21 protein-coding genes and 1 tRNA gene are annotated in these 25221 nt (G+C 70.8%); 5 read left to right on the top strand and 17 right to left on the bottom strand.

Annotated elements, in window-relative coordinates:
* Positions 1-75: 75 nt before the first annotated feature.
* The 3 genes from ACYVF7_RS07850 (at position 76) to ACYVF7_RS07840 (ending at position 2303) form a co-directional block, all read left to right on the top strand.
* Positions 76-1338 (top strand): sensor histidine kinase, encoded by a 1263-nt coding sequence (locus ACYVF7_RS07850; protein WP_460337045.1) that lies wholly within the window; start codon positions 76-78, stop codon positions 1336-1338.
* 220 nt (positions 1339-1558) lie between these two features.
* Positions 1559-2200: a response regulator gene (locus ACYVF7_RS07845; protein WP_460337042.1), complete on the top strand. Its 642-nt coding sequence runs from the start codon at positions 1559-1561 to the stop codon at positions 2198-2200.
* Between the two features lie 30 nt (positions 2201-2230).
* A tRNA-Gly gene (locus ACYVF7_RS07840) sits at positions 2231-2303 on the top strand.
* A 536-nt stretch (positions 2304-2839) separates the two neighbouring features.
* Here ACYVF7_RS07840 and ACYVF7_RS07835 read toward each other — a convergent pair.
* The 3 genes from ACYVF7_RS07835 to ACYVF7_RS07825 all read right to left on the bottom strand — a co-directional run bounded on the left by ACYVF7_RS07835 (position 2840) and on the right by ACYVF7_RS07825 (position 6488).
* A complete protein-coding gene (locus tag ACYVF7_RS07835) occupies positions 2840-3472 on the bottom strand; it encodes a hypothetical protein (RefSeq protein ID WP_460337039.1) in 633 nt (210 codons plus the stop codon).
* Positions 3454-4539: an adenosine deaminase gene (locus ACYVF7_RS07830; RefSeq protein ID WP_460337036.1), complete on the bottom strand. Its 1086-nt coding sequence runs from the start codon at positions 4537-4539 to the stop codon at positions 3454-3456. The genes ACYVF7_RS07835 and ACYVF7_RS07830 overlap by 19 nt, the downstream gene beginning before the upstream one ends.
* Positions 4540-4622: 83 nt before the next feature.
* Entirely contained in the window at positions 4623-6488 is a 1866-nt protein-coding gene (locus ACYVF7_RS07825; RefSeq protein WP_460337033.1) for a Xaa-Pro dipeptidyl-peptidase, read from the bottom strand.
* A 133-nt stretch (positions 6489-6621) separates the two neighbouring features.
* On the opposite strand from ACYVF7_RS07825, the gene ACYVF7_RS07820 reads away from it, so the two are divergent.
* Positions 6622-6912, top strand: coding sequence for a DUF4190 domain-containing protein (locus ACYVF7_RS07820; RefSeq protein WP_460337030.1), 291 nt, complete (start codon positions 6622-6624; stop codon positions 6910-6912).
* 10 nt (positions 6913-6922) lie between these two features.
* Here the strand turns inward: ACYVF7_RS07820 and ACYVF7_RS07815 are convergent, their stop codons facing one another.
* The 10 genes from ACYVF7_RS07815 to ACYVF7_RS07770 all read right to left on the bottom strand — a co-directional run bounded on the left by ACYVF7_RS07815 (position 6923) and on the right by ACYVF7_RS07770 (position 19036).
* Positions 6923-8203, bottom strand: coding sequence for a thymidine phosphorylase (locus tag ACYVF7_RS07815; protein ID WP_460337028.1), 1281 nt, complete (start codon positions 8201-8203; stop codon positions 6923-6925).
* Entirely contained in the window at positions 8200-8598 is a 399-nt protein-coding gene (locus tag ACYVF7_RS07810; RefSeq protein WP_460337025.1) for a cytidine deaminase, read from the bottom strand. The genes ACYVF7_RS07815 and ACYVF7_RS07810 overlap by 4 nt, the downstream gene beginning before the upstream one ends.
* Entirely contained in the window at positions 8598-9857 is a 1260-nt protein-coding gene (locus ACYVF7_RS07805; protein ID WP_460337022.1) for an ABC transporter permease, read from the bottom strand. Before ACYVF7_RS07805 ends, ACYVF7_RS07810 begins: the two co-directional genes overlap by 1 nt.
* Positions 9858-9930: 73 nt before the next feature.
* On the bottom strand, positions 9931-11025 hold the full coding sequence (locus ACYVF7_RS07800; protein ID WP_460337019.1) for an ABC transporter permease: 1095 nt from the start codon (positions 11023-11025) through the stop codon (positions 9931-9933).
* Positions 11022-12542: an ABC transporter ATP-binding protein gene (locus tag ACYVF7_RS07795; protein WP_460337016.1), complete on the bottom strand. Its 1521-nt coding sequence runs from the start codon at positions 12540-12542 to the stop codon at positions 11022-11024. Before ACYVF7_RS07795 ends, ACYVF7_RS07800 begins: the two co-directional genes overlap by 4 nt.
* 75 nt (positions 12543-12617) lie before the next feature.
* Positions 12618-13667: a BMP family lipoprotein gene (locus tag ACYVF7_RS07790; RefSeq protein WP_460337013.1), complete on the bottom strand. Its 1050-nt coding sequence runs from the start codon at positions 13665-13667 to the stop codon at positions 12618-12620.
* A gap of 213 nt (positions 13668-13880) precedes the next feature.
* Entirely contained in the window at positions 13881-15143 is a 1263-nt protein-coding gene (locus ACYVF7_RS07785) for an amidohydrolase (protein ID WP_460337011.1), read from the bottom strand.
* Positions 15130-16296 (bottom strand): glutamate--cysteine ligase, encoded by a 1167-nt coding sequence (locus ACYVF7_RS07780; protein ID WP_460337008.1) that lies wholly within the window; start codon positions 16294-16296, stop codon positions 15130-15132. Before ACYVF7_RS07780 ends, ACYVF7_RS07785 begins: the two co-directional genes overlap by 14 nt.
* 268 nt (positions 16297-16564) lie before the next feature.
* Positions 16565-17344 carry a maleylpyruvate isomerase family mycothiol-dependent enzyme gene (locus ACYVF7_RS07775; protein ID WP_460337005.1) on the bottom strand — a complete coding sequence of 260 codons (780 nt, stop codon included), beginning with the start codon at positions 17342-17344 and terminating at the stop codon, positions 16565-16567.
* A 78-nt stretch (positions 17345-17422) separates the two neighbouring features.
* On the bottom strand, positions 17423-19036 hold the full coding sequence (locus tag ACYVF7_RS07770; RefSeq protein WP_460337002.1) for an acyl-CoA mutase large subunit family protein: 1614 nt from the start codon (positions 19034-19036) through the stop codon (positions 17423-17425).
* A 373-nt stretch (positions 19037-19409) separates the two neighbouring features.
* On the opposite strand from ACYVF7_RS07770, the gene ACYVF7_RS07765 reads away from it, so the two are divergent.
* Complete coding sequence (locus tag ACYVF7_RS07765; protein WP_460336999.1) at positions 19410-21290, top strand: D-alanyl-D-alanine carboxypeptidase family protein; 1881 nt, start codon at positions 19410-19412, stop codon at positions 21288-21290.
* Between the two features lie 36 nt (positions 21291-21326).
* Here ACYVF7_RS07765 and ACYVF7_RS07760 read toward each other — a convergent pair whose 3' ends face one another.
* Genes ACYVF7_RS07760 through ACYVF7_RS07745 form a run of 4 tightly spaced genes read right to left on the bottom strand, consistent with a single transcriptional unit; the run spans position 21327 to position 25192 of the window.
* Positions 21327-22262 (bottom strand): YihY/virulence factor BrkB family protein, encoded by a 936-nt coding sequence (locus ACYVF7_RS07760; RefSeq protein WP_460336996.1) that lies wholly within the window; start codon positions 22260-22262, stop codon positions 21327-21329.
* A gap of 49 nt (positions 22263-22311) precedes the next feature.
* Positions 22312-22854 (bottom strand): 2'-5' RNA ligase family protein, encoded by a 543-nt coding sequence (locus ACYVF7_RS07755; protein WP_460336993.1) that lies wholly within the window; start codon positions 22852-22854, stop codon positions 22312-22314.
* Complete coding sequence (gene trpS / locus ACYVF7_RS07750; RefSeq protein WP_460336990.1) at positions 22847-23875, bottom strand: tryptophan--tRNA ligase; 1029 nt, start codon at positions 23873-23875, stop codon at positions 22847-22849. Before trpS ends, ACYVF7_RS07755 begins: the two co-directional genes overlap by 8 nt.
* 12 nt (positions 23876-23887) lie before the next feature.
* The gene (locus ACYVF7_RS07745) at positions 23888-25192 is read right to left on the bottom strand and encodes a hemolysin family protein (protein ID WP_460336987.1); all 1305 of its coding nucleotides are present in this window, start codon (positions 25190-25192) and stop codon (positions 23888-23890) included.
* Between the last annotated feature and the right edge of the window lie 29 nt (positions 25193-25221).

Raw genomic sequence — 25221 nt, 5'->3', positions numbered from 1 at the left:
TTCCGACCGAGGTCGTACCGGCGTCGACTTTCGGCCGATGCCGCTCCGCCCCGCGAGAATCTACGGTTGACTCCCATGAGCGGTATGGCGGTGTCCCGCCCTGACCACCCGTCCCTCCTGCCCGCCCTCCTCGTCGCGCCTGAACCGACGCGGCGAGTCCGGCGGTCCGCCCGCGACTGGGCGGTGGACATCGCCTGCTTCGTCCTGGCGGTGCTGTTCGGGACACTCGTGTTGTTCCTCACCACCCAGGGATCTCCCCCGCCCGGTCACCCGCCTCGGCTCCCCGACGTGATCGTCGGCGCGCTGGGCTGCCTGGCACTGTGGATGCGCCGGCGCCGCCCGGTCGAACTCGGGGTCGTCCTGGGCCTGCTGGGCCTGGTCTCCGCGATGGTCACCGGCGCGGCATGCATCGCCCTGTTCACGGTCGCCGTGCACCGGCGTTTCCGCACGGTGGCATTTGTCGCGCTGGTGCATCTGGCCGTCGGCGTGGTTTACGGGGCCACGTTCCCCGACCCGAAGAAGTCCTACTGGTCCGAGGTCGGGAGCGGGGCCGTATTCACCGTCATCATCGTCGCGGGGGTCGTCGCCTGGGGGATGTTCGTCCGGGCGCGGCGGCAGCTCATCCTGTCCCTACACGAGCGCGCCCTGCGGGCCGAGTCCGAGCAACAGCTCCGCGTGAAGCAGGCCCGGCACCAGGAGCGCGCGCGGATCGCCCGGGAGATGCACGACGTGCTCGCCCACCGCATCTCCCTGCTGAGCGTGCACGCCGGTGCTCTGGAGTTCCGTCCCGGCGCGCCTTCGGAGGAGATCGCGAAGGCGGCGGGCGTGATCCGGGCCAGCGCCCACCAGGCGCTGCAGGACCTGCGCGAGGTGATCGGCGTGCTCCGTGAGGACGGGACGGAGGACACCCCGGAGCGCCCCCAGCCGAACATCGCCGACCTGCCCACGCTCATCGACGAGTCGCGGCGCGCCGGCATGGCGGTGCGGTACGAGAACCGGCTGCCCGACCTGGGCGCCGTGCCCACCGGCATCGGACGCAGTGCCTACCGCACCGTCCAGGAGGCGCTCACGAACGCCCGCAAGCACGCCCCGGACGCCACGGTGAGCGTGGTCGTCGACGGGTCCGCGGGCGCCGACCTCACGATCGACGTGCGCAACCCGCTGGTCAACGCCGCGTCGGGGATCCCGGGCTCGGGTACGGGACTGATCGGCCTGGCCGAACGCGCCACGCTGTCCGGAGGACGCCTCGAACACGGGCCGACGCCGGACGGGGAGTTCCTCGTCCGGGCATGGCTGCCCTGGCGCGAGGACCGACCCGAGCCGGCGCGTCCGGCGTGAACGCCTAACCTCGGGGGGATGCTTTCCGCGTACATGATCGTTTAGCGGCACACTGTGGCAGACGACGGTGACAGTGAGCCCAGATCGGTGAGAATCCGTAACACTCGGAGCGGAGCCGGCGCGGCGGAGTCCGGGTCGGGCCCACTGACATCCAGCGGTCCGCCCGGCACCTCACCCATCCGTCACACCGCCACGCACCGAGCCCCGTTACTGTGTGCCCGTGACCATTCGCGTGCTGATCGTCGACGATGACGCATTGGTCCGTGCGGGCCTGTCGATGATGCTCGCCGGAGCCGACGATCTGCGGATCGTCGCGGAGGCCGGCGACGGCTCCGAGGTCGCCGCGCTCGTCGCCGAACACGCACCGGACGTCGTCCTCATGGACATCCGGATGCCGCGCATGGACGGTCTCGCCGCGACCGAGGCCCTCCGCGCCCGCGACGGCGCCCCCGAGATCGTCATCCTGACCACGTTCGACGCCGACGAGCACGTCCTGCGCGCGCTGCGGGCGGGCGCGGCAGGCTTCCTGCTCAAGGACACCCCGCCGGGCGAGATCATCAACGCCATCCGGCGCGTCACCGCCGGCGAACCGATCCTCTCCCCCAGCGTCACCCGCCGCCTGATCGCCCACGTCGCCCACACCCGCCACAACCCCGCCGAGGAACGCCTCGCCCGCCTCAGCGACCGCGAGCGCGAGGTCGTCGTCGCCATCGGCCAGGGCAAGTCGAACGCCGAGATCAGCTCCGACCTCTACATGAGCGTCGCCACCGTCAAGGCCCACGTCTCCCGCCTCCTGGCCAAGCTCGAACTCAACAACCGCGTCCAGGTCGCCCTCCTCGCCCACGACGCTGGACTCGTCTAGTCCCCGGATCCGGTATTCTTAGGGGGTCACGCGGACGTGGCTCAGTTGGTAGAGCATCACCTTGCCAAGGTGAGGGTCGCGGGTTCGAATCCCGTCGTCCGCTCTCGGATTGTTGTGCTCGCCGCCCTTCGGGGCGGCTTCGCCATTTCTGCTGCTAGCCCAGGGGGACGACCCCCTGGAACCCCCGGTGCCGGGCTTCGCCCGGCCCTCCGCGCCCGTCCGAAGCGGCTTCGCCGTTTTCTGGTGTCTGTCCAGGGGGCGACTCCCTGGAAGCCCCGGTGCCGGGCTTCGCCCGGCCCTCCACGCACCCCGCCCGAAGCGGCTTCGGCATTCTCCGTAACCGGATGCGATCATGGCTGGGAGTGGAAGGGGACTCTCATGCCCACGTCTCGTTCCGGCTCCGGCACACGCCGGTTGACTCTCGAGTTGCCTGCCGAACTCGTCGAGTGGGTCTGGGCGTATGCCGAGATCTCCCACCGCACCGTCGAGGACGTCGTCCGGCCCCTCCTTGAGGCCGAAATAGCTCGCATTGCGGCGAACTGGAACAGCCCGCCAGGAGACGGGTAACAGCGGGCGATCCGGGCCCAGCGGTGGAGGCGATGACCCGCCTGAGCGGGCGCCCCGCTCTCGTCGCCGGTGTCAGGCCAGGGCGATGACGACGGCCGCGAGGAAGGCCGCGGCCGGCACGGTCACCGCGACGATGGCGGGCCACGCCCAGGTCACTGCCGGTTCGGTCGCTCCCGTCGGCGGACGGCGGGACTGCTCCTCGGACATCTCCCGCAACTGCTCGACCGCGTAGTCGGTCTGCGTGCGTCCCCGGACGTACTCGGCGACGCTGTCGGGCAGTTTCCGCTCCTCGCGGCGGGCCTTGGCCTCCATGCGCGCGCGGTTGCGCGGGGAGATCTGCAGGACGAACGCCCGGAACCGGCGCCCGCCGGCGTGGACGTACACGGCGTCGCCGCCCTCGATCCGCTCGACCGCGCCCCACGGCACCCGCACGTCGCGGACCAGGTTGTGGAAGCGGACGGCCTCGTCGTCGGCGACGATGCGGGGCCGGAGCCCGACGACGTACGCGATGCCGCAGCCGAGGATCATGATGGTCGCGGCGACCAGCGAGGCGGCGTCGTCACCTCGCCAGATGATGTCGACGAGGTTCGCGGCGGCGAAGACCATCCAGGCCCAGCCGAAGAAACGCGCGGCCGGCGGCCGGAACATCTTCGCGCCCGCCGGCGTCTTCGGGAACACGGCGGCGGTCACGAGTGCGATCGCCACTTCAGCTGCGCGAACCCCGGCTTGATGACGCCGTTGATCAGCTCGAGGCGCTCGTCGAAACCGATGAAGGCGGACTTCATGGCGTTGACCGTGAACCACTGCAGGTCGTCCCAGCCGTAGTCGAACGCCTCGACGAGCTTGGCGAACTCCTCCGACAGCGTGGTGCCGCTCATCAGCCGGTTGTCGGTGTTGACGGTCACCCGGAAGTAGAGACGGCGGAGCAGCCCGATGGGGTGCTCGGCGATGGACTTGGCCGCGCCGGTCTGGACGTTGGAGCTGGGGCACATCTCCAGCGGGATGCGCTTGTCCCGGACGTAGGCCGCGAGCCGGCCGAGCCGGGGGCTCTCCGCGTCGCGCTCGGCGATGTCGTCGATGATGCGCACACCGTGGCCGAGCCGGTCGGCGCCGCACCACTGGATGGCCTGCCAGATGGACGGCAGGCCGAACGCCTCGCCCGCGTGGATGGTGAAGTGCGCGTTCTCGCGCTGGAGGTACTCGAACGCGTCGAGGTGCCGGGTGGGCGGGTATCCCGCCTCCGCGCCGGCGATGTCGAAGCCGACCACGCCCTCGTCGCGGTAGCGGACGGCCAGCTCGGCGATCTCCATGCTGCGGGCCTGGTGCCGCATCGCGGTGAGCAGCGTGCCGACCCGGATGCCGTGGTCCCGGCCGCCGTCGGCGAACCCCTTCAGCACCGCCTCGACGACCTGGTTCAGCGTCAGGCCGTTGCGCGTGTGCTGCTCGGGCGCGTAGCGGACCTCGGCGTAGACGATGCCGTCCTTGGCCAGGTCCTCGGCGCACTCGTACGCGACGCGGGTGAGGGCCTCGGCGGTCTGCATGACGCCGACGGTGTGGTCGAACGTCTCCAGGTAGCGCTCCAGCGAGCCGGAGTCGGACGCCTCGGCGAACCACGTGCGCAGCGCGCCGGGGTCGGTCGTGGGAAGCGCGTCGTAGCCCGTCTCGCGGGCGAGGTCCACGATGGTCTCCGGCCGCAGGCCACCGTCGAGGTGATCGTGGAGGAGCACCTTGGGGGCCCGCCGGATGTCGTCGAGCACAGGGCGGTTCGTCACGCCTCGCACATTACCCGCCGTACGCCCCTCCCATCGCCGTACGGGCCCCTCGGCGCGGCGCTGAGGGGCCCGTACGGCGGCGTTCAGCCGGTCGTGAGGGGCAGTCGCAGGGTCGAGCCGCCGAGGCGGACGGAGACCTTCGTGCCCGCCGGGTACCGCAACGTGTAGTCGTGGTCGGTGGCCATGATCACGAGGCCGATCCGGTGTCCGGGCTTGAAGACGTAGTCGTACGGCACCAGCTTCCAGTCGAAGGCGTACGTCCGGCCGGGCGTGATCGGCTCCGTCCGGGACGCGGAGTGGCGGTTGCGCACGTCCAGCCAGCCGCGCGTGACGATCTGGTACGGCGTCTCCTTGGTGACGTACTTCTTCACGGTCCGGCAGCCCGGGTCGGTCGGAATGCTGTCGCCGAAGCACCACTTCTGGTCGGTGGCGGCGAAGTCGGCGAAGCGGGTGTCCGTCCCGTAGTCGACGAGCAGCGCCGACAGGTACGGCGACCGGCCGTCCACCGAGGCGTTCACCCGGATCTCGGGAGTGCCGCTGAGCCGCAGGCCCTTGGACAGCTTCGGGGTGAGGTAGATCAGGCGGTTCGGGTCCGCCTTGCCGGGCTCGGCGGTGAGCTGCTCGGCCGTGCGGGCGGGCGCGTCGACGAAGCCCTGGCGTCCGCTGGTCGCCGCCGCGCCGAGCGTGCCGGGCTGGCCGCCGCCCAGGCTCAGGGTGACCGGGCGGGCGCCGGGCGCCGGCCAGTCCGCGGCGGTCGTCCACTGGCCCGGCGAGCGCTCGAGGTCGACCTTCGGCTCGGACATGACCCCGTTGGGAACGCCGTACAGCCAGTGCGCGAACCACCGGTTCGCCGTGTCGAGCCAGGCCTGCCCGCGCACGTCGATCGGGTCGTCGTGCTCGGCCTGGTGGATCCACAGCTTGCGCGCGACTCCGGCGCGGCCGAGGGCCTGCCAGAGGTTGAGGAACTGGTTCGGCTTGACGTTCCAGTCGTTCAGGCCGCCGGTGACGAGGACGCTCGCCTTGAACCGGCCCGCCTTCTCGGCGAAGTTCCGCTCGTCCCAGAAGGCGTTGTAGTCGCCGCTGACGCGGTCCATGCGCTTCTCGATCTCGTGCATGGCGGCGGTGCAGGCGGCCGGGTTCTTGCGGGTCAGCACGACCTTGGCGTGCAGGTCGGCGTCCTCACCCTCGTATCCGCCGGGGGCGATCACCTCGCCGTTGCCCCGGTAGTAGTCGTACCAGCTCGCGACGCCGGAGATCGACACGACGGTCTTCAGGCCCGCGACGCCGGTGGACGCGGTGGCGAGCGGGAGGGTGCCGTCGTAGGACTTGCCGGCCATCGCGACGTTGTGCGTCGACCAACCGGCCGTGACGGGGCTGCCGTCGGCGGCGTACGCCCTGGCCTTGCCGGTCAGCCACTCGACGACCGTCTTCATGGCCGTGGTCTCGGCGGGGCTGACCGCTCCGGGGCAGCCGTCGGACTCGCCGGTGCCCAGCGTGCTGGCGGCCAGGACGGCGTAACCGCGCGAGACGAAGTAGTTGTCGTAGTAGACCCTGTTGTAGTTCGGCGGCGTCCAGGGCGCGGTCGACGGCGACCAGGGCGCGAGCCGCGGGTAGTCGGTGACGTCGGCCGGGTGGTACGGGTCGTCGATGGTGCCGCTGAAGTACGGGCTGCCCTCGAGGATCGAGGCGACCTTCAGGCCGGCGTCGGTCTCCTTGGGGCGGGTCACGAACACCGCGACCCGGTCCTTCTTGCCGTCGTGGTCGCTGTCGACCGGCGTCTCGACGTAGACGGTCTGGCGGATGGCGTCCTGGAAGGAGAAGGCCGGCTGGGTCACGCCGTCCCGGATCACCACGTGGGGCGGAGCGGCGCGCTCGGCCGCCGCGGCCGGCAGCGCCCCGGCCAGCAGGCCGGTCGCACCGGCAAGGACGATCATCAACTTGTGCCGCATCAGCCGCTCCCCGGACGCCGACGAAAGATCATCGTTCAGCGTCCCGAGGAGTAAGGCGCGGGTCAACCGGCCGCACCTGACTCGGCCGATGCCGGACAGGCGGTCGACGGCGGCGTTCCTCTATGGTGCCGTCATGTACCAGTATCCGGCTCCGCCGCCCCCACAGGATGACAGTGGAGCGACGACCTCGATGGTCCTCGGCATCCTCGGGCTCGTGCTGTGCGGCCTGCTGGCCCCCATCGCGCTGTTCATGGGCATTTCGGCCAAGCGGCGGATCCGCGAGAGCGGCGGGTACCTCGGCGGCGACGGTCAGGCGACGGCGGGCGTCGTGATGGGCGCGATCGGCACGGCGTTCATCGTCCTGGCGCTCGTGGCCCTCGTCATCATCCTCATCGCCGCCGCCGCTTCCACCGGCAACCGCTGACCAGGGCCGATCAGGCGATCCGGTCGATCAGCAGCGGCCCGCGGGTGACCGCTGCGGAGGACACCTCGAACGTCCCCTCGAGGGCGGTCAGCGCGCGCTCGAAGCGGCCCGGGTCGTCCGCGTGGAGGGTCATCAGCGGCTGCCCCGCCCGTACGGTGTCGCCGGGTTTGGCGTGCAGGACGATGCCCGCCGCGTGGGCCACCGGGTCCTCCTTGCGGGCCCGTCCGGCGCCGAGGCGCCAGGCCGCGACGCCGACGCCGTAGGCGTCGAGCCGGGCCAGCACGCCGGACTCCGTCGCCAGGACCTCGTGGGTCTCCTTCGCGACCGGGAGCGGGGCGTCCGGGTCGCCGCCCTGGGCGCTGATCATGCGCCGCCAGGCGTCCATCGCCGAGCCGTCGCGAAGTGCGTCGGCCGGGTCCTTGGCGTCCGTCAGGCCCGCCGCGGCCAGCATCTCGCGGGCCAGGGCGACGGTCAGCTCGACGACGTCGTCCGGTCCGCCGCCCGCCAGGACCTCGACGGACTCGTCGACCTCGAGGGCGTTGCCGACCATACGGCCGAGCGGGGTGTCCATCGCGGTCAGCAGCGCGACCGTCTTCACGCCGTGGTCGGTGCCGATGTCGACCATCGTCCGGGCCAGCTCGCGGGCGTCCTCGACACTCTTCATGAACGCCCCGGAGCCGGCCTTGACGTCCAGGACGAGCGCGCCCGTGCCCTCCGCGATCTTCTTGGACATGATCGAGCTGGCGATCAGCGGGATCGACTCGACCGTGCCGGTGACGTCGCGCAGGGCGTACAGCTTGCGGTCGGCGGGGGCCAGGCCCGACCCGGCCGCGCACACCACCGCGCCCGCCTGGTCGAGGACCGACAGCATCTCCTCGTTGGACAGCGACGCCCGCCAGCCCGGGATCGACTCGAGCTTGTCGAGGGTGCCGCCGGTGTGGCCGAGGCCGCGCCCGGACAGCTGCGGGACGGCCGCGCCGCAGGCGGCCACCGTCGGCGCCAGCGGCAGCGTGATCTTGTCGCCGACGCCGCCGGTGGAGTGCTTGTCCGTCGTGGGGCGGCTCAGCCCGGACCAGTCCATCCGCTCGCCGGAGCGGAGCATCGCGTCGGTCCAGCGGGCGACCTCCCGCCGGGTCATGCCGTTGAGCAGGATCGCCATCGCGAGGGCGGACATCTGCTCGTCGGCGATGACGCCCCTGGTGTACGCGTCGATCGTCCAGTCGATCTGCGCGTCGGACAGCTCCCCGCGGTTCCGCTTCGTACGGATGACGTCGACGGCGTCGAAGGTCACGCTCGGTTCTCCAGATCGTCGGGGCCGAAGGCGTCGGGCAGCACCTCGCGCATCGGCCGGATGCCACGGACGGTCTCCAGCAGCATGCCGGGACCGCCGTGCTCCCACAGCAGTTGGCGGCAGCGCCCGCACGGCATGAGCGGCGCGCCGTCGCGGCCCACGACGGCGACGGCGACCAGCCGGCCGCCGCCGCTGCCGTACAGGTCCGAGACGAGGCCGCACTCCGCGCAGAGGCCGACGCCGTACGAGGCGTTCTCCACGTTGCAGCCGGAGACGATGCGGCCGTCGTCGGTCAGCCCGGCGGCGCCCACGGGGAAGTCGGAGTACGGCGCGTAGGCCTTCGCCATCGCCGCACGGGCCGCCTCCCGCAGGGCCTCCCAGTCGATGTCGGCCATCAGTGTCCCCCTCCGCGACGGTAGCGCAGCCCGTCGGCGGCCGGCATGCGCAGCCGCTGCGCCGCGAAGGCCAGCACCAGCAGCGTCGTGATGTGCGGGCTGTAGGTGACGATCTCCCGCGGCAGCTCCTTGGTCAGGAAGAACCACGCGAGCAGGCCGACCGCCACGACCACCGAGACGACCGCCGTGACCATCCGGCGCCCGTAGGCGTGCCAGCCGGCCAGGACCAGGAGGCCGACGCCGAGCAGGAGGAGCATGGCGTGCACCGCCCCGGCGCCGCCGCGCAGTTGCAGCGCGTCGGTGTACCCGAACAGGCCCGCGCCCGCCGCGACGCCGCCCGGACGCCAGTTGCCGAAGATCATGGCGGCGAGGCCGATGAAGCCTCGCCCGTTGACCTGGCCCTCCTGGTAGTTGGAGGACGCCACCATGGCCAGGAACGTCCCGCCGATTCCGGCGAACGCCCCGGAGATCACGACCGCCGCGTACTTCATCGTGTAGACCTTCACGCCCAGCGACTCGGCGGCGAGCGGGTTCTCCCCGCAGGACCGCAGCCGCAGGCCGAACGCCGTACGCCACAGCAGGAAGAACGAGATGGGAATGAGCGCGGCCGCGACGAGCGTGACCGGGGACAGGTTCGTCAGGAGCCCGCGGACGAGACCGGCGAGGTCGGAGATCAGGAACCAGTGGTGCTTCTCGAGGTCGCCCAGCGGGCCGCCGACGCCGGGCACGCTCCACGTGGGGAAGTCCGGCAGCGGCGGCGACTGGGTGGCCCCGCCGCCGGTCTCATGCGTGAAGAGCAGGTCCGACAGGTAACGCGTGACGCCCGGCGCCAGAATGTTGATCGCGACGCCGGAGACGATGTGGTCGACGCCGAACGTCACGGTCGCCACCGCGTGCAGCAGGCCGCCCACCGCTCCGGCGATGATCCCGCCGAGCAGGCCCAGCCAGGGACTGCCGCTGAAGTACGACGCGAAGGCCGCACCCCAGGTGCCGAAGACCATCATGCCCTCGAGGCCGATGTTGACCACGCCGGAACGTTCGGACCACAGGCCGCCCATCGCGGCCATCCCGATCGGCACGGCGAGGGCGAGCGTCGCGCTCATGGTGCCGCTGGAGGTGATGTCGGTCTCGCCGGTGATCAGCCGCAGCGCGATGAGGGCGGCGAAGACGCCGAGGCCGATGGCCAGCGCCCGCCGGCCGCGCACCGCGCGCACCCCGCCGGTCCGCGGGGTCGGCGTACGGACCTCCTGCTCGATCATGCGCCCTCCTTCGTCGGAAGGGTGACCAAAGACGGTGCCACCTCGTCTGCCTGCTCAGAGCCGTACGCCGTGTTCACGCTGCCACCTCGCCGAGCTCCGCGGCCACGCGCCGCTGGTCCATCCGCCGGCCCACCCGGTTGACGATTTCGTACACCACGACCACCGACAGCAGCACGGCCGCCTGGGTGATGGCGACGATCTCCTTCGGGATGTCGTTGAACTCGAGGATCTGCGACGACTGGTCGAGGAAAGCCCACAGCAGCGACGCGAACGCGATGCCGACCGGGTTGTTCCGGCCGAGCAGGGCGATGCCGATGCCGGTGAAGCCGATCCCGGTCGGGAAGTCCAGCGAGTAGGAGTACGACCCGCCGAGCAGCTGCGGCATGCCGACCAGGCCGGCCACCGCGCCGGACAGGACCATCGCGTAGATCACCATGCGCTTGGCGTCGACGCCGCTGGCGACCGCGGCGCTCTGGGACAGGCCGGTGGCCCGCAGGTCGAAGCCGAAACGCGTCCTGTTGATCATGTACCAGAAGGCGAGGCCGGCCAGCACCGCCAGGAAGACCAGGCCGTAGATCTTCAGGTCGCTGCCCGGGTAGGAGATCCCCGGCACCCGCCCGGACGACGCGATGGGCTTGGTGCCGATGTTGTTGCTGCCGGCGACCTTCACCGCGAGGCGGTCGGGGCTGAGCAGGAAGGCGATCACCCCGGTGCCGATGAAGTTCAGCATGATGGTCGAGATGACCTCGCTGACGCCGCGCGTCACCTTGAGGATCGCGGCGATGCCCGCCCACGCGCCGCCGACGACGGCCGCGACGACGATGATCACGAGCTGGTGGAGACCGGCCGGCAGCGCCCACGCGCCGCCCGCCGCGGCGGCGAGCATCGCCGCGAGCCGGTACTGGCCGTCGACGCCGATGTTGAAGAGGTTCATCCGGAACCCGATCGCCACCGCGAGCGCCGACAGGTAGTACGTCGCCGCGCGGTTCACGGTGTTGACGACGCTGTCGGGCTGCTTGCCGAACGAGAACATCGCCTGGAACGTCGACGGCGGGTTGAACCCGCTCACCGACAGCACGATCGAGGTCACGACGACCGCGAAGACGAGCGCGATGAGCGCCGCGACCGCCGTCCGCGCGTACGACTTCGCGAGCAGGTTGGAGATCATGCCGCGCTCCCCTCTCCGGCGCCGGTCATGAGGGAGCCGAGTGCGTCCGGGGTGATGGTGGCCGGGTCGGCGTCCCCGACGAGCCGGCCGCGCAGGATCACCCGCAGGGTGTCCGACATGCCGATCAGCTCGTCGAGATCGGCGGAGATGAGCAGCACCGCCAGGCCCTCGGCCCGGGCGTGCCGCAGGTGGTCCCAGATCGCGGACTGCGCGCCGACGTCGACGCCGCGGGTCGGGTGGGCGGCGATCAGCAGCTTCGGCTCGCCGGACATCTCCCGGCCGACGATGAGCTTCTGCTGGTTGCCGCCGGACAGGGAAGCCGCGGTGACGTCGATGCCGGGGGTCCGCACGTCGTAGTCCTCGACGATCCGCTCGGTGTCCCGGCGGGCGCCGGCGCGGTCGATCAGGAGGCCCTTCACGTTGGGCGACCGGGTCTGGTGGCCGAGGATGCGGTTCTCCCACAGCGGGGACTCCAGCAGCAGGCCGTGCCGGTGCCGGTCCTCGGGGATGAACCCGATGCCCAGCTCCCGGCGGTGCCGGGTCGATCGGCCGACCAGGTCCTCCCCGCCGAGCCGGATCACGCCGGACTCGACCGGCAGCATGCCCATGATCGCCTCGACGAGCTCGGCCTGGCCGTTGCCCTCGACGCCGGCGATGCCGAGGATCTCGCCCTCGTGGATGGTCAGGGAGACGTCGTCGACGACGGCGCGGCCGCTCGCGTTGCGGACCGTGACCCCCTCGAGGGTCAACACCGGGACGTCGGTCACCGTGGACTCCCGCAGCTCGGGGACCGGCAGCTCGCTGCCGACCATGAGCTCGGCCAGCTGCCGGGCGGAGACCTCCCGGGGATCGGCGGAGGCCACGGTCGTGCCCCGGCGGATCACCGTGATCGCGTCGGCGACCTTGAGGACCTCGTCGAGCTTGTGCGAGATGAAGATGACGGTCAGGCCCTCGCGTTTGAGCTCCTCGAGGTTGGCGAAGAGCTCGTCGACCTCCTGCGGCACGAGGACCGCGGTCGGCTCATCGAGGATGAGGATCTTCGCCCCGCGGTAGAGGACCTTGAGGATCTCGACGCGCTGGCGGGCGCCGACGCCGAGGTCCTCGACCAGGCGGTCCGGCTCGACGCCGAGGCCGTACTGGTCGGAGATCTCCTTGATCCGCCTGCGCGCGCCGCCGCCGATGCCGTGGAGCTTCTCCGCGCCGAGGACGACGTTCTCCAGGACGGTGAGATTGTCGGCGAGCATGAAGTGCTGGTGCACCATGCCGATGCCGCGCGCGATGGCGTCGGCGGGCGAATGGAGATCCGCCACCGCGCCGTTGACCTTGATCGTCCCCTCGTCCGGCCGCTGCATGCCGTAGAGGATCTTCATCAGGGTCGACTTGCCCGCGCCGTTCTCCCCGACGATCGCGTGGACGGTACCCGCCGCGACCGTGATGTCGATGTCGTGGTTCGCCACGACGCCGGGGAAGCGCTTCGTGATGCCGTGCAGCTCGACCGCCGGCTCAGTCGTGGACATGCCCTGCTCCCGCACCAGTGGGCCCGGGAGGGAGACCGAAGCGGCCGTCCACCCGGGCCCGAGCCCTTACCGCCGTCACTTCTCGGGCGGTGTGATCTTTCCGGAGACGATCTGCTGCTTCAGGTCGTCGAGGGTCGCCGGCAGGTCACCCAGCGCCGTCGGGTTCGACTTGGAGTAGTCGATGCCGTCGTTCTTGAGGCTGAACCGCTGGTCGCCCTTGGCGAACTTGTTGTCGCCGACGTCCTTGACGAAGTTGAACACCGCGGTGTCGACGCGCTTGAGCATCGAGGTCAGCACGTACGGCTTCTCGTCGGCGGACGCCGTCTGGTACTGGTCGGAGTCGACGCCGATGAACCACTTCTTGGTGGAGGTGGCCGCCTGCAGCGAACCGGTGCCGGACAGGCCCGCCGCCGCGTAGACCACGTCCGCGCCCTGGTCGTACATGCCCTGGGCGATCGTCTTGCCCTTGGCCGGGTCCTTGAAGCCACCGAAGTCCGGCGGCTGGGAGATGTACTTGATCTGGATCTTGACGTTCGGGTTGACCTTCTTGGCCCCCGCGACGTACCCGGCCTCGAACTTCTTGATCAGCGGGGTCGCGACGCCGCCGACGAAGCCGATGTTGCCGGTCTTGGACTTCTTGGCCGCCGCGGCACCGACGAGGTAGGAGCCCTCCTGCTCGGCGAACAGCAGGTCGGCGACGTTCGCCTGCTGGACCGAGTCGTCGTCGATGATGGCGAACTTGGTGTTCGGGAACTTCGGCGCGACCTTGCCGAGCGCCGTCGCGTACACGAAGCCGACCGCGATCACCGGGTTGTAGCCCGACTGAGCCAGCAGCTGCAGGCGCTGGATCTTGTCGTTGTCGCTCTCGCCCTCTTTGGCCTCGATGTCCTTGACGTCGAGCTTCAGGTCGCTCTGGACCTTCTGCAGGCCGGCGTACGCGGCGTCGTTGAACGACTTGTCACCCCGGCCGCCCACGTCGTACGCGAGACCGACCTTGAGGGACTTCTTGCCGTCGCCGCCACCGCCGCCACCCCCGGTGCTGGCCTTCTTGCCACCGCAGCCGGCGGCGCTCAGTGCAAGCACCGCGCTCGCGACCACGGCGGTCATCTTCACTGCACGGCGCAAGGTGGTTCCTCCAATTTGACCCCGACCGAAATGTGCTTCTTGGCACGAATCTCTCGGACCATAGTCGGAGCCAGGGGCGGAACGAACCAAAGCAACCGTGTCGCAACGCGTCCGTTATCAAGGCGAGAGCGCATCGTCACTGGTCAGGCCGTCAGAGGGGACGTACGGGGGCGGCCGGGGGTCGGGGCCGCCCGCGTCGGGGTGAAGTGATCGTTATGCGGCGGGTTCACCGATCGGTTCGGTGGCGTCGGCGCGGCTCTCCCACAGCGCGGTCAGCGCCGTGGCGACCATGATCCGTACGCCGATGCCGATGCTCCGCTCGTCCACGTCGAAGGTGCCGCGATGCAGGTCGTACGCCCCGGCCATGCCGGGCGCCGCGACACCGAGGCGGGCGAGCGCGCCGGGGATCGACTCGAGGAACCAGCCGAAGTCCTCACCGCCGAGACTTTGCGGGGTGCCCGTGGCGCCGTCCTCACCGAGGACGCTGCCGACGGCGGTGCGGAACATGTCGACGCTCGTCTTCTCGTTGACCGTCGGGGGAACGCCGCGGACGTAGTCCAGCTCGGCCTTCACGTCGTACGCGCTGGCCACCGAGTCGAGCAGGGTCTTCATCAGCTCGGGCGCGGAGTGCCACGCCTCCTCGTCGAGGCAGCGCACGGTGCCCTGGGCGATGCCGTCGTCGGGGATGGCGTTGGCCACCGACCCGGCCGACACCCGGCCCCACACGAGGCTGAGGCTGGAACGCGGGTCGACGCGCCGCGACAGGGCCGCCGGCAGCTCGGTGACGATCTTGGCCAGGGCGTACACCAGGTCGGCGGTGAGGTGGGGGCGCGCCGTGTGGCCGCCCGGCCCGGCGACCCGGACGTTCACCTTGTCGCAGGCCGCGGTGATGGGGCCGACCCGCAGTCCCAGGCGGCCGACCTCCAGCCGGGGGTCGCAGTGGAGCGCGAAGATGCGGTCGACTCCGGCGATGCCTCCGGCGGCCAGGACGTCCAAGGCGCCGCCCGGCGTCTCCTCGGCCGGCTGGAAGATCAGCCGGACCCGTCCGGGCACGAGACCGGCCGCGGCCTGCCGGGCGAAGAACTGCCCCACCCCGAGCAGGATCGAGGTGTGCACGTCGTGGCCGCAGGCGTGGCAGACGCCGGGCACCGTCGAGCGGTAGGGGACGTCCTTCTCGTCGGCCAGGGGAAGCGCGTCGATGTCGGCGCGCAGGCCGACGACCGGCCCGTCGCCGTTGCCGACGTCGCAGATCAGTCCGGTGCCCTTGGGGAGCCGCTTGGGCCGCAGCCCAGCCGCGGTCAGCGCCTCGACGAGGCGCGCCGTCGTTCGGTGCTCGGCGAAACCGAGCTCCGGGTGCATGTGCAAGTCCCGGCGGAAGGCAATGAGATCACTCTCGTGCTCGGCCAGAAAGGAGTCGAGTTGCGGTCTCAGCCCTCCTCCCGATGGCTCATTACCGGGGAGTTCAGGCCCCCGCATGTGTCACCTCCCGTGGATTGACGAACCGGTCCTCCCGGAACTCCGTGAGAGCCGCGGTAACGACGTCCTCCAGGCCGCCGCCGTCGGCGACGATGGCGCGCTGCCGCTCATAGGAGGCGCCATTGTCGAGGACGTCGGAGAGCACCTTCAGATCTTCGGCGCAGCCGAGCCGGTCCGCTATCGGCTCCAGCTCCCGGACCAGCTCATAGAGCTCGTCGCGGAGCGGAGCGGTCGTTCCGTGATCGTCGGTGATCACGATGGCGTCCAAGCCGTACCGGGTCGCTCGCCATTTGTTGTCGCGTACGACCCAGGCGGCTGGGCTGGGCAAAGTGTATCCGCGATCGAGCTGGTGATCGAAGAGTTCGACGAGGCACTGGCACAGCGCCGTGGCCATTCCGACCTCGCGGAGCGTCGGGATGCCGTCGAACATCCGGATCTCGATCGTGCCGAAATCCGGGTGCGGCCGGATGTCCCACCAGACCTCTTTGATGCTCCTGATCGCCTTGGCGCGCAGCAGCGTGTCCATGTACGCCTCGAACTCCGCCCAGTCCGCCAGCAGGTGCGGCGGGCCGGCGGTGGGCAGCGCCCCGAAGACGATGGCCCGGCTCGAGGCCAGGCCCGTGTCGTCGCCGCACCAGAACGGGCTCGACGCGGTGAGCGCGAGGAAGTGCGGGAGATAGGCGGCCAGGGCGTTCACGATCGGGATGGCCTTGTCGACGGAGCGGATCCCGACGTGGACGTGCACGCCGAACGTCTGGATGCGCCGGGCCAGCCACTGGTACTGCTCGACGAGCTCGGCGTAGCGCTGGATCGGCGCCATCTGCGCGTCGCGCCAGTCGCTGATCGGATGCGTTCCGGTGCAGGCCAGCGCGATGCCGCGCGGCTCGGCGACGGAGCGCAGCTCGGCGATGGTGGCGGCGAGGTCGGCGCGCGCCTCGGAGACCGTGTGGCACACGTCGGTGACGATCTCCACGGTCGACTCCATGAGCTCATGGCGGATCTTGGGATTGCGCTCGGCCTCACTGAGCCCGGGCAGCGCCCCCAGCACCTGTCCGGCATCCTGACGAAGGAACCGGGTCTGGTCGTCGATGAGCTGAAGCTCCCACTCGACGCCCAGAGTCGCGCCTCGCGAGGCGTTGAACTCGATGGCCACGGCCAACCTCCGTCGTCCCTCAATCCTTGCAGGTTAATGCCGCTCGTGTGGCGTAATTCGGCCAGCACGTCGGCTGCCTCGAGTGACCACCGAAATCGCCTCGATCCGGTGACCATCATGCCCGCCGACGGGATGCCGTCTCGGGACGTCTTTGCCCCGCGATGCGCGGTTGACTCTTCTGGGGCACCCACCGAGCGGCCACCGCCATCCGTTCCGGCTACGAGCAATCCTCACTAATGACCATCTTGATCATCAGCCTCATCCGCCCCTACGGCATCACGGACATTCCGGCGAGCACCCGGCCGGCGAGATCTTGGTCCCCGAAGACCCGTACGTCGGCCTCGGACGGGTCCACCCGGCCGCCGCCGAGCCGCACGAACGTCTCCCACTCCATGCGGAGCCGCACGGTCGGCTCGGGTGGCTCCTCTGCGAAGCGGGCCCGGCCGTCCGCGCCGACCTCGACGCACCAGCGACGCGTCGACATCTCGAACACCACGATCTGGCCCGGCGCGGCCCCCGCCCGCTTGGCCACGGTGGCCGGCAGGGAACCGCCGAGGATCCGGGCGACCGCCTCGGCGGCGGGACCGTCGAGGTTGCCACGCCGCCCCGTCGCGCGGCGGACGTCCTGCTCGTGCATCCACACGTCGAGCGCCCGGAACCGCATGAAGTCGCCGTACGCCATCGTCACGCCGAACGGCGTGGTCACCATCCGCGTCAGGTCGACGGCGGCGGAGCGCAGCGCCGCGACCCGCCGGTCGATCACCCCGCGCAGCTCGCCGAGGATCTTCTCCGGCGGCCAGGAGCGGCAGAGCTCCACGTCGAGGGCGGTGTTGGCCACCGTCCGCGGCTCGTCGTCCGGAGCCTCCCCGAGCAGCCAGCGCTCCACCCCCAGGACATGGGAGTACTGGTCCTTGACCGACCAGCCGGGGCACTCGGTCGCGCGTTCCCAGTCCGCGGCGCCGAGCTCATCCCCCAAGGCGATCATCGAACGGGCCGTCTGCTCGTGGGCGTCGATGTTCGCCCGCCACTCGTCGCTCATCTCAGGCATTCGTCGCTCCCGGGGGGATCATCGCCCGTCAGCGGGGCTCGCGGCGGGCGCCGATGGGGACGTTCGTAGGCGTAAAACTCAGTACGCGTCGGCGGGGACGTACGTGCCCCACACGTCGCGCAGCGCGTCGCAGACCTCGCCGACGGTGGCGCGGGCCCGCAGCGCCTCCTTCAGCGGGTACAGCAGGTTGCCGTCACCTGCGGAGACGTCGCCGGACTCGGCTTGCGCGCCCTCCTTCTCCGCGAGGTGGCGCAGGTCGTCGAGGCGCCGGCGGACCTCGTCGTTGTCGCGTTCGGCGCGCAGCCGGGCCAGCCGCTCGGCCTGGGCCTCCCCGATGGCCGGGTCCACGCGCAGCGGCTCGTACGGCTCCTCGCCGTCGGTCCGGTAGCGGTTCACGCCGACCACGACGCGCTCGCCACCGTCGATCTCCAGCGCCGTGCGGTACGCCGACCGCTCGATCTCGGCCTTCTGGAAACTCTTCTCGATGGCGTTCACCGCCCCGCCCATCTCCTCGACCTGGTCGATGAGCGCGCGGGCGGCCTCCTCGATCTCGTCGGTCATCGACTCGACGGCGTACGACCCGGCGAACGGGTCGACGGTCCGCGTCAGGTCGGACTCGTGCGCGATCACCTGCTGGGTGCGCAGGGCGAGGCGGGCGGCCTTCTCCGTGGGAAGCGCGATCGCCTCGTCGTAGGAGTTGGTGTGCAGCGACTGCGTGCCGCCCAGGACCGCGCCGAGCGCCTGGATCGCGACGCGGACGAGGTTGACCTCCGGCTGCTGGGCGGTGAGCTGGACGCCCGCGGTCTGGGTGTGGAACCGCAGCATCTGGGACTTGGGGTTCTTCGCCCCGAACTCCTCCCGCATGATGTGCGCCCAGATCCGGCGGGCCGCGCGGAACTTCGCGACCTCCTCCAGCAGCGTGGTGCGGGCCACGAAGAAGAACGACAGCCGCGGCGCGAACGCGTCGACGTCCAGCCCCGACTCGACGGCGGCCCGGACGTACTCCTTGGCGTTGGCGAGCGTGAACGCGATCTCCTGTACGGGCGTCGCCCCGGCCTCGGCCATGTGGTAGCCGGAGATCGAGATCGTGTTCCACTTGGGGATCTCGTCCTTGCAGTACCGGAACGTGTCGGCGACCAGGCGCAGGCTCGGCTTCGGCGGGAAGATGTAGGTGCCCCGCGCGATGTACTCCTTGAGGATGTCGTTCTGGACCGTGCCGGTGAGCCGGTCGGCGGGGACCCCTTGCTCCTCGGCCACGAGCTGGTAGAGCAGCAGGAGCACGGCCGCGGGCGCGTTGATCGTCATGGACGTCGACACCTCGCCGAGCGGGATGCCGTCGAACAGCACGCGCATGTCCTCGATCGAGTCGATCGCGACGCCGACCTTGCCGACCTCGCTGCGGGCGATCTCCGCGTCGGAGTCGTAGCCCATCTGCGTGGGCAGGTCGAAGGCCACCGACAGGCCCGCGGTGCCCGCCTCGATCAGCTGGTGGTAGCGCCGGTTCGACTCCGCGGCGGTGCCGAACCCGGCGTACTGCCGCATCGTCCACGGCCGCTGGGTGTACATCGTCGGGTACACCCCGCGCGTGAAGGGGAACGCGCCCGGCTCGCCCAGCTGCGCCGCAGGGTCGAATCCCTCCAGCGCCTCGGGTTCGTAGACGGGTTCGATCGGCAGCCCCGACTCGGAACGCATGCCGTAATCACCTTCCCATTCAGGCCGCTGACCTGCTGGAACGCTCTCAACGGGGCAGGCTGCGCGGCTCCGCCTCACCCTTGTGCGATCGTACGACCGATCGCCGTTCGGTTACATGGTGGCCTACTTCACACCGCGACCGGCCGGCCACGCCGGTGTTCACGCAGGCCGGAAGGTATGGACGACGTGGAACGCGGTGGTCCGGGCCAGTCCTCCGCCCAAGTTCTCGGCAAGCGCCGACCACCCGACGATCATCAATGCGGCAAGGCCGATCAAGAAATGGCGGCGAACCTAGAGGGGATCATCAGCCGTCATTATTGGGGGTACACCCCCTGTGTCGGTGCACGTACCCGTCGTCTACCGTTGGGCCGCCATGCGAAGAACGTTAATCGCCATCCTGACCCTTTTTGTGGGTGTCGCGCCGCTTTACGCCACGCCGGCCCAGGCCGACACGGTCGTCGGCGGCCCCGGGTTGAGCGGTCACGGCTACCTGTGGGACCGGTCCTCCGGAATGTCCGCCCCGCCGCACATCCAGGCCTCGTCGTACGTCATCGCGGACCTGGAGACGGGACGGATCCTCGCGGCGAAGGACCCGCACGGCCACTACAAGCCCGCCAGCACGCTGAAGACGCTGACCGCGATCACGCTCATCCCGCGCCTGGACCCGGCGAAGAAGATGAAGCCGTCGCAGAACGCGGTGAACGCGTCCGGGTCGGCGGTCGGCATGGACACCAAGTGGACCTACACCGTCAGCGACCTGTTCCACGGGCTGCTCATGCAGTCCGGGAACGACGCGGCCATCGCGCTGACCGAGGCGAACGGCGGCTTCAAGCCGTCCATCGACCAGATGAACGCCGAGGCCCACCGGATCCAGGCCCTGGACACCGTCGCCCAGACGCCCAACGGCCTCGACGACGACCCGCCGCTCACGCTCGCGCAGCAGCACAGCTCGGCGTACGACCTCGCATTGATCATGAAGCAGGGCCTGACCCTGCCCGACTTCCGCAAGTACGTCGGCGCGACGCTCTACGACTGGCCGGCTCCCCCCGACAAGAAGGAGCGGGCGAAGGGCAAGAAGACCGGCGGCTACCAGATCGGCACGCACGACCACCTGCTCGTCGGCAACCGATACAAGGGCATGATCGGCGGCAAGAACGGCTGGACCAGCCACGCGCTGGGCAGCTTCGTCGGCGCGGCCACCCGCAACGGACACACGATCATCATCGCGCTGATGCACGCCCAGTCCGACTTCTGGGGTGACGCGCGGTCCCTGCTGGACTGGGGCTTCGACGAGCGGGCGAAGACCGGCTCCGTCGGGACGCTCGTGGATCCGATCCCGCCGCCGCAGCCGAAGAAGACCGTCCCGGCCGCGGCGAAGAGACCGCAGATCGTCCACGTCTCCCCCGTCGACGGCCCCGACTGGCGGAAGCTCGGCCTCGCCGGGGGCGGAGGCGCCGCCCTCCTGGCGATCGTCATCGGCCTGACGATCGTCGTGCGCCGTCGCCGGCGCGCGGCACCCGCCGGTGCCGGGGCACCGCCGCCGCCCTCCGGCGGCCACGTCCGCACCTTCACACCGGAGACGGCCGCGCCGCCCGGCTCGGACCCACCGGACACCGACGGGGGTGCCGATACCGACCCTGGGGTTCCGCATCCGGGCGACATCAAGGTGGCGGGCGCCCCGCCGTCCTTCGGCGGAGAGAGCCCGGCCGCCCGGCAGACGGCACCGAATCCGGTGCAGCCCGTGGACGGCGGACGGGCCTCCGACCGGCGGGACGACGAGGCCCGGGACGACGACGAGGTCCGGGACGGCGAGGACCCGGCCGGATGGGACGACGCCGAGCGCACCGTGCTCGACGAGGACCGGACGACCGCCGGGGACGCGGAGCGGACGGCCGTGGACGACGCCGAGCGGACGGTCCTCGACGCCGAGCGGACGGCCGTGGACGGCGGGCGCGCCGTACGTGACGAGGACGGAGACCCGGGGGACGCCGAGCGGACCGTACGCGAGGAGGACCCGGCCGCCGGCGAGGCCGAGCGGACGGTGCTCGACGCGGACCTTGGAGCCGGGGACGCCGAGCGGTCCGTTCAGGACGGCACGTCGGCGGTACGGGCCGTGGCAGGCGACGGCGCGGAGGCGGGCGTGCGGCCGCGGGGACCGTTCGAGCCGATGGACGGGCCGGACACCGCGCCGTCGCGGGCGGTGGACGACGACTCGCCCGACGCCGGAAGCCGGGACGACGAGACGGCGCGTTGACCGGCGGGGCCGTGCGGCCCCGCGGTCGACGCGCCGTCAGACCTCGGCGCTCTCTGGCTCGTCCGCCTTCATCACCACCCGGCGCGTCGCCGTCCACGCCGCGGTGAACAGGATGAACCGCGACACGACGTTGATCCAGATCAGCAGGCCGACGATCACGGCGAACGACGCGTACAGCGGGTTCCGCATGACGTGCCCGACGAGGTAGGTGCCGATCAGCTTCAGCGCCTCGAAGCCCACGGCGCCGAAGAGACAGCCGCGCAGGAGCTGCCGCCAGGGTGCTCGGGTGCCCGACAGGCGTTCGAACAGGACGAGGAAGAGGAAGGTGTTCGCCGCGATGGCGACGCCGATCGCGACCAGCCGGAGGAACGTGCCCGCACCGGTCACCTGGCTCAGCCCCGCCCAGTGGAGGACGGCGTGGGTCGCCGAGGTCGCCAGCCCCGAGAGCGCGACGGAGGCGAGCAGGGTCAGGCCGAGGACGAGCAGGACGCCCAGGTCCGCGAGCTTCTTGAGGATGGGGTTGATGTCGTCCTCCGGGTTGCCCGTCCACATCGTGCGCAGGAACTCCCGCCAGACGCCGATCCAGCCCAGACCGCTCCAGGACAGGCCGAGCAGCGCGAGCACGCTCGCGCCCGCCTTGGCGTCGGCGATCTGCTGCACGGGCAGCCGGTCGGCGAGGCCGGGCAGGAGCTCGTAGATCGCCTTGGTGACGTACTCGCGCGCTCCGGGGCTGACCGCGACGACGTACCCCATGACGGCGAAGGCCAGCGCGACCAGCGGGAAGAACGACAGGAACCCGTAAAAGGTGAGGGCGGCGGCCAGCCGGTTGCCACGGCAGCCCTGATACCGCTCGTACGCACGGCCCAGGTGGTCGAACCACGGCCAGCGGGCCCGCAACCCGCGCAGAAACGCCTTGCCTCGCTCCTGTATCGAAGTGACCCCTCGCTGCATCCCACCGATCAGCGGCGCCATGGTGGGGCAGTACCCGCGTAACGGGAGAAGATTCACCCAGGGTGAACGTTCATGAGCCGTTCGTACGGCCGCCGAACGGGAACTGCAGCCGGGGCCGCCAGACGCCGTCCGCCCCGTGCTCGTACAGCGAGAAGGCGCGCACCGGGAACGTGGCCTCGTAGTAGGCCAGCTCCTTGAACGCCCGGTCCAGCACGTCGTCCGCGAGATGGTGGGCGACGGTCACGTGCGGGTGGTACGGGAAGGCGCGCTCGACGGCCAGCGGGCCCCGGCGGACCTTGCGCTCGAGGCGCTCGCAGTCGGCGATGCCCTCCGCGAGCGCCACGAACACCACCGGGGACACCGGCCGGAAGGTGCCGGTGCCGCGCAGGTGAATGTCGAAGAGGTGTTCACCCTCGGCCGCCGCGCGCAGGTGCCGCTCGATGTCATCGAGCTCCGCGACCGGCACCCGCGTCGGCGGCACCAGCGTGATGTGGGTGGGGATGGACGCGGCCAGCGGGTCGCCGAACGACGCGCGGCGGCGCTGCAGCTCCGGACCGTACGGCTCGGGGATGGCGACGGCCACTCCGATCGTGCGCTCCTCGGCGTCAGGCACGGCCCAGGAACCCCACCCGGTCGCGAACGGTCGCCATGGTCGCCCGGGCGACCTCGCGGGCGCGGTCGGCGCCGATGGCCAGCATCCGGTCGAGTTGCGCCTCGTCGGCCAGCAGCTTGCCGGTGCGCTCCCGGATCGGCTCGAACGTGTCGAGGACGATCTGGGCGAGCTCCTTCTTCAGCGCGCCGTACCCCTGGCCCTCGAAGTGGCGCTCGAGGTCCTCGATGGAGGTGCCGGACAGCGCGGAGTGGATCCGCAGGAGGTTGGTGACGCCGGGCTTGTTCACCTCGTCGGCCTTGATCTCCGTGCCGGTGTCGGTGACCGCCCGCATGATCTTCTTGCGCAGCGGGCCCGGCTCGTCCAGCAGGTCGACGATGCCCTGCGGCGAGGACGAGGACTTGCTCATCTTCGCCGTCGGCTCCTGCAGGTCGGTGATCTTCGCGGTGGCCTTCGGGATGTACGCCTCGGGGGCGACGAAGGTCTCGCCGAAACGGTGGTTGAACCGCTGCGCGAGGGTCCGGGTCAGCTCGAGGTGCTGCCGCTGGTCCTCCCCCACCGGCACCTGGTCGGCCTGGTAGAGCAGGATGTCGGCGGCCTGCAGGATCGGGTACGTGAACAGCCCGACGGACGCCGCAGCGGCGCCCTGCTTGGCCGACTTGTCCTTGAACTGCGTCATCCGGCTCGCCTCGCCGAACCCGGTGAGGCAGGCCAGCACCCACTGCAGCTCCGCGTGCTCGGGCACCTGGCTCTGCACGAAGATCGTGCTGCGCTCGGGGTCCAGCCCGATCGCGAACAGCTGCGCCGCGGCCACCCGGGTGCGCCGCCGCAGCGCCTCCGGGTCGTGCTCCACCGTGATGGCGTGCAGGTCGACGATGCAGTAGAACGCGTCGTGGGTGTCCTGCAGGGCGACCCACTGACGGAGCGCGCCGAGATAGTTGCCGAGGTGGAAGGAATCGGCCGTCGGCTGGATGCCGGACAGGACCCGCGGGCGCGCCGGGGACGTGCTGGGCTCGATGGGCATAGGTGGATTCTCTCAGGATTCGTCGGCGTCCGCCGGGGCGGCGGGCGGCGGGGTGAGGCGGACGCGCGACACGCGCCGGCCGTCCACCTCCGTGACGGTGAGGCGATGCCCGTCCACCTCGACGTTCTCACCGACCTGCGGCAGGTGCCCGAGCACGGCCATGAGATAGCCCGCGACCGTCTCGTACGGTCCCTCGGGCAGCTCCAGGCCGGTCTCGTCGGCGAACGCGTCGAGGTTGAGCAGGCCGTCGATCTCGAGCGCTCCGCCGTGCAGCCGGCGGGCGTGGTCGTCCTCCACGTCGTACTCGTCGCGAATATCGCCGATGAGCTCCTCGACGAGGTCTTCGAGGGTGACGATCCCCGCCGTCCCACCGTACTCGTCGACGACGATCGCCAGATGGTGGCCCTCGCGCCGCATCTCCGACAGCGCGGCCAGCACCCGCTTGCTCGCCGGCAGGTACAGGACCGGCCGGACCAGCTCGCCGACCGGCGTGGAGCGCCCGGAGAGCTGCGGATCGAGCAGGTCCCGGACGTGCACGAACCCGATCACGTCGTCGTGGGAGTCGCGGTAGACGGGGTACCGGGAGTGCGGGCTGCCCGTGGTCGTGCGCGCGGCCTTGGCCAGCGGCGTCGCCGCGTCGAGGAACTCCACCTCGGTGCGCGGCACCAGCACCTCGCGCAGCTGGCGCTCCCCGGCGGCGAACACTTCCTCGATGAGGTTCCGCTCGTCCGGGGCGATCTCGGTGGTGCCGGCCACGAGCGCGCGGATCTCCTCGGCGGTGATCGCCTCGCGGGAGGTGTCCGGGTCGCCGCCGAGTACGCGGACGATGACGTTGGTCGACTTCGACAGCAGCCAGATCACCGGCCGCGCCCCCTTCGCCATCCGGTCGAGGAACGGCGCCACCATCTGCGCGGTGCCCTCGGCCCGCTGCAGGCCGAGCCGCTTGGGCGCCAGCTCCCCGATGACCAGCGTGACGTAGGAGATGATCAGGGTGACGCCGACGACGCCGATGAACCCGGCGATCCCGTCGGACATCCCCTGCCGGATCAGGGCCTTCTTGGCGGTCTCGGAGAGTGTGATCGCGCCGTACGCGGACGACAGCAGGGCCGTGAGCGTGACGCCGATCTGCACCACGGCGAGGAAGCGGTTCGGATCGCCGACGAGCCTCGCCACCGCCTGGCCGCGCCGGCCTTGGTCGGCGATTCGGCGGACCTGGCTGTCGCGCAGCGAGACGAGGGCGATCTCGGAGGCTACGAAAAGGGCCTCGACGAGAATGAGCGCGAGGACGATCGCGGCGCTCACCAGCGTTTCCCTCATGAGAAACGCCTAAGACTATGTGGGTCGTC

This window comes from Actinoallomurus acanthiterrae (genome assembly GCF_054775715.1).
The sequence above is the reverse complement of the archived record's forward strand: the minus strand, read 5'-3'. Positions and strand labels throughout refer to the sequence as shown.

Bases quoted from the DNA above. Each gene is read 5' to 3' on its own strand.
- ACYVF7_RS07850 (WP_460337045.1), top strand. From the start codon at position 76: ATGAGCGGTATGGCGGTGTCCCGCCCTGACCACCCGTCCCTCCTGCCC.
- ACYVF7_RS07825 (WP_460337033.1), bottom strand. From the start codon at position 6,488: ATGCGGCACAAGTTGATGATCGTCCTTGCCGGTGCGACCGGCCTGCTG.
- ACYVF7_RS07820 (WP_460337030.1), top strand. From the start codon at position 6,622: ATGTACCAGTATCCGGCTCCGCCGCCCCCACAGGATGACAGTGGAGCG.
- ACYVF7_RS07810 (WP_460337025.1), bottom strand. From the start codon at position 8,598: ATGGCCGACATCGACTGGGAGGCCCTGCGGGAGGCGGCCCGTGCGGCG.
- ACYVF7_RS07805 (WP_460337022.1), bottom strand. From the start codon at position 9,857: ATGATCGAGCAGGAGGTCCGTACGCCGACCCCGCGGACCGGCGGGGTG.
- ACYVF7_RS07800 (WP_460337019.1), bottom strand. From the start codon at position 11,025: ATGATCTCCAACCTGCTCGCGAAGTCGTACGCGCGGACGGCGGTCGCG.
- ACYVF7_RS07795 (WP_460337016.1), bottom strand. From the start codon at position 12,542: ATGTCCACGACTGAGCCGGCGGTCGAGCTGCACGGCATCACGAAGCGC.
- ACYVF7_RS07785 (WP_460337011.1), bottom strand. From the start codon at position 15,143: ATGCGGGGGCCTGAACTCCCCGGTAATGAGCCATCGGGAGGAGGGCTG.
- ACYVF7_RS07775 (WP_460337005.1), bottom strand. From the start codon at position 17,344: ATGCCTGAGATGAGCGACGAGTGGCGGGCGAACATCGACGCCCACGAG.
- ACYVF7_RS07770 (WP_460337002.1), bottom strand. From the start codon at position 19,036: ATGCGTTCCGAGTCGGGGCTGCCGATCGAACCCGTCTACGAACCCGAG.
- ACYVF7_RS07765 (WP_460336999.1), top strand. From the start codon at position 19,410: ATGCGAAGAACGTTAATCGCCATCCTGACCCTTTTTGTGGGTGTCGCG.
- ACYVF7_RS07760 (WP_460336996.1), bottom strand. From the start codon at position 22,262: ATGGCGCCGCTGATCGGTGGGATGCAGCGAGGGGTCACTTCGATACAG.
- trpS (WP_460336990.1), bottom strand. From the start codon at position 23,875: ATGCCCATCGAGCCCAGCACGTCCCCGGCGCGCCCGCGGGTCCTGTCC.
- ACYVF7_RS07745 (WP_460336987.1), bottom strand. From the start codon at position 25,192: ATGAGGGAAACGCTGGTGAGCGCCGCGATCGTCCTCGCGCTCATTCTC.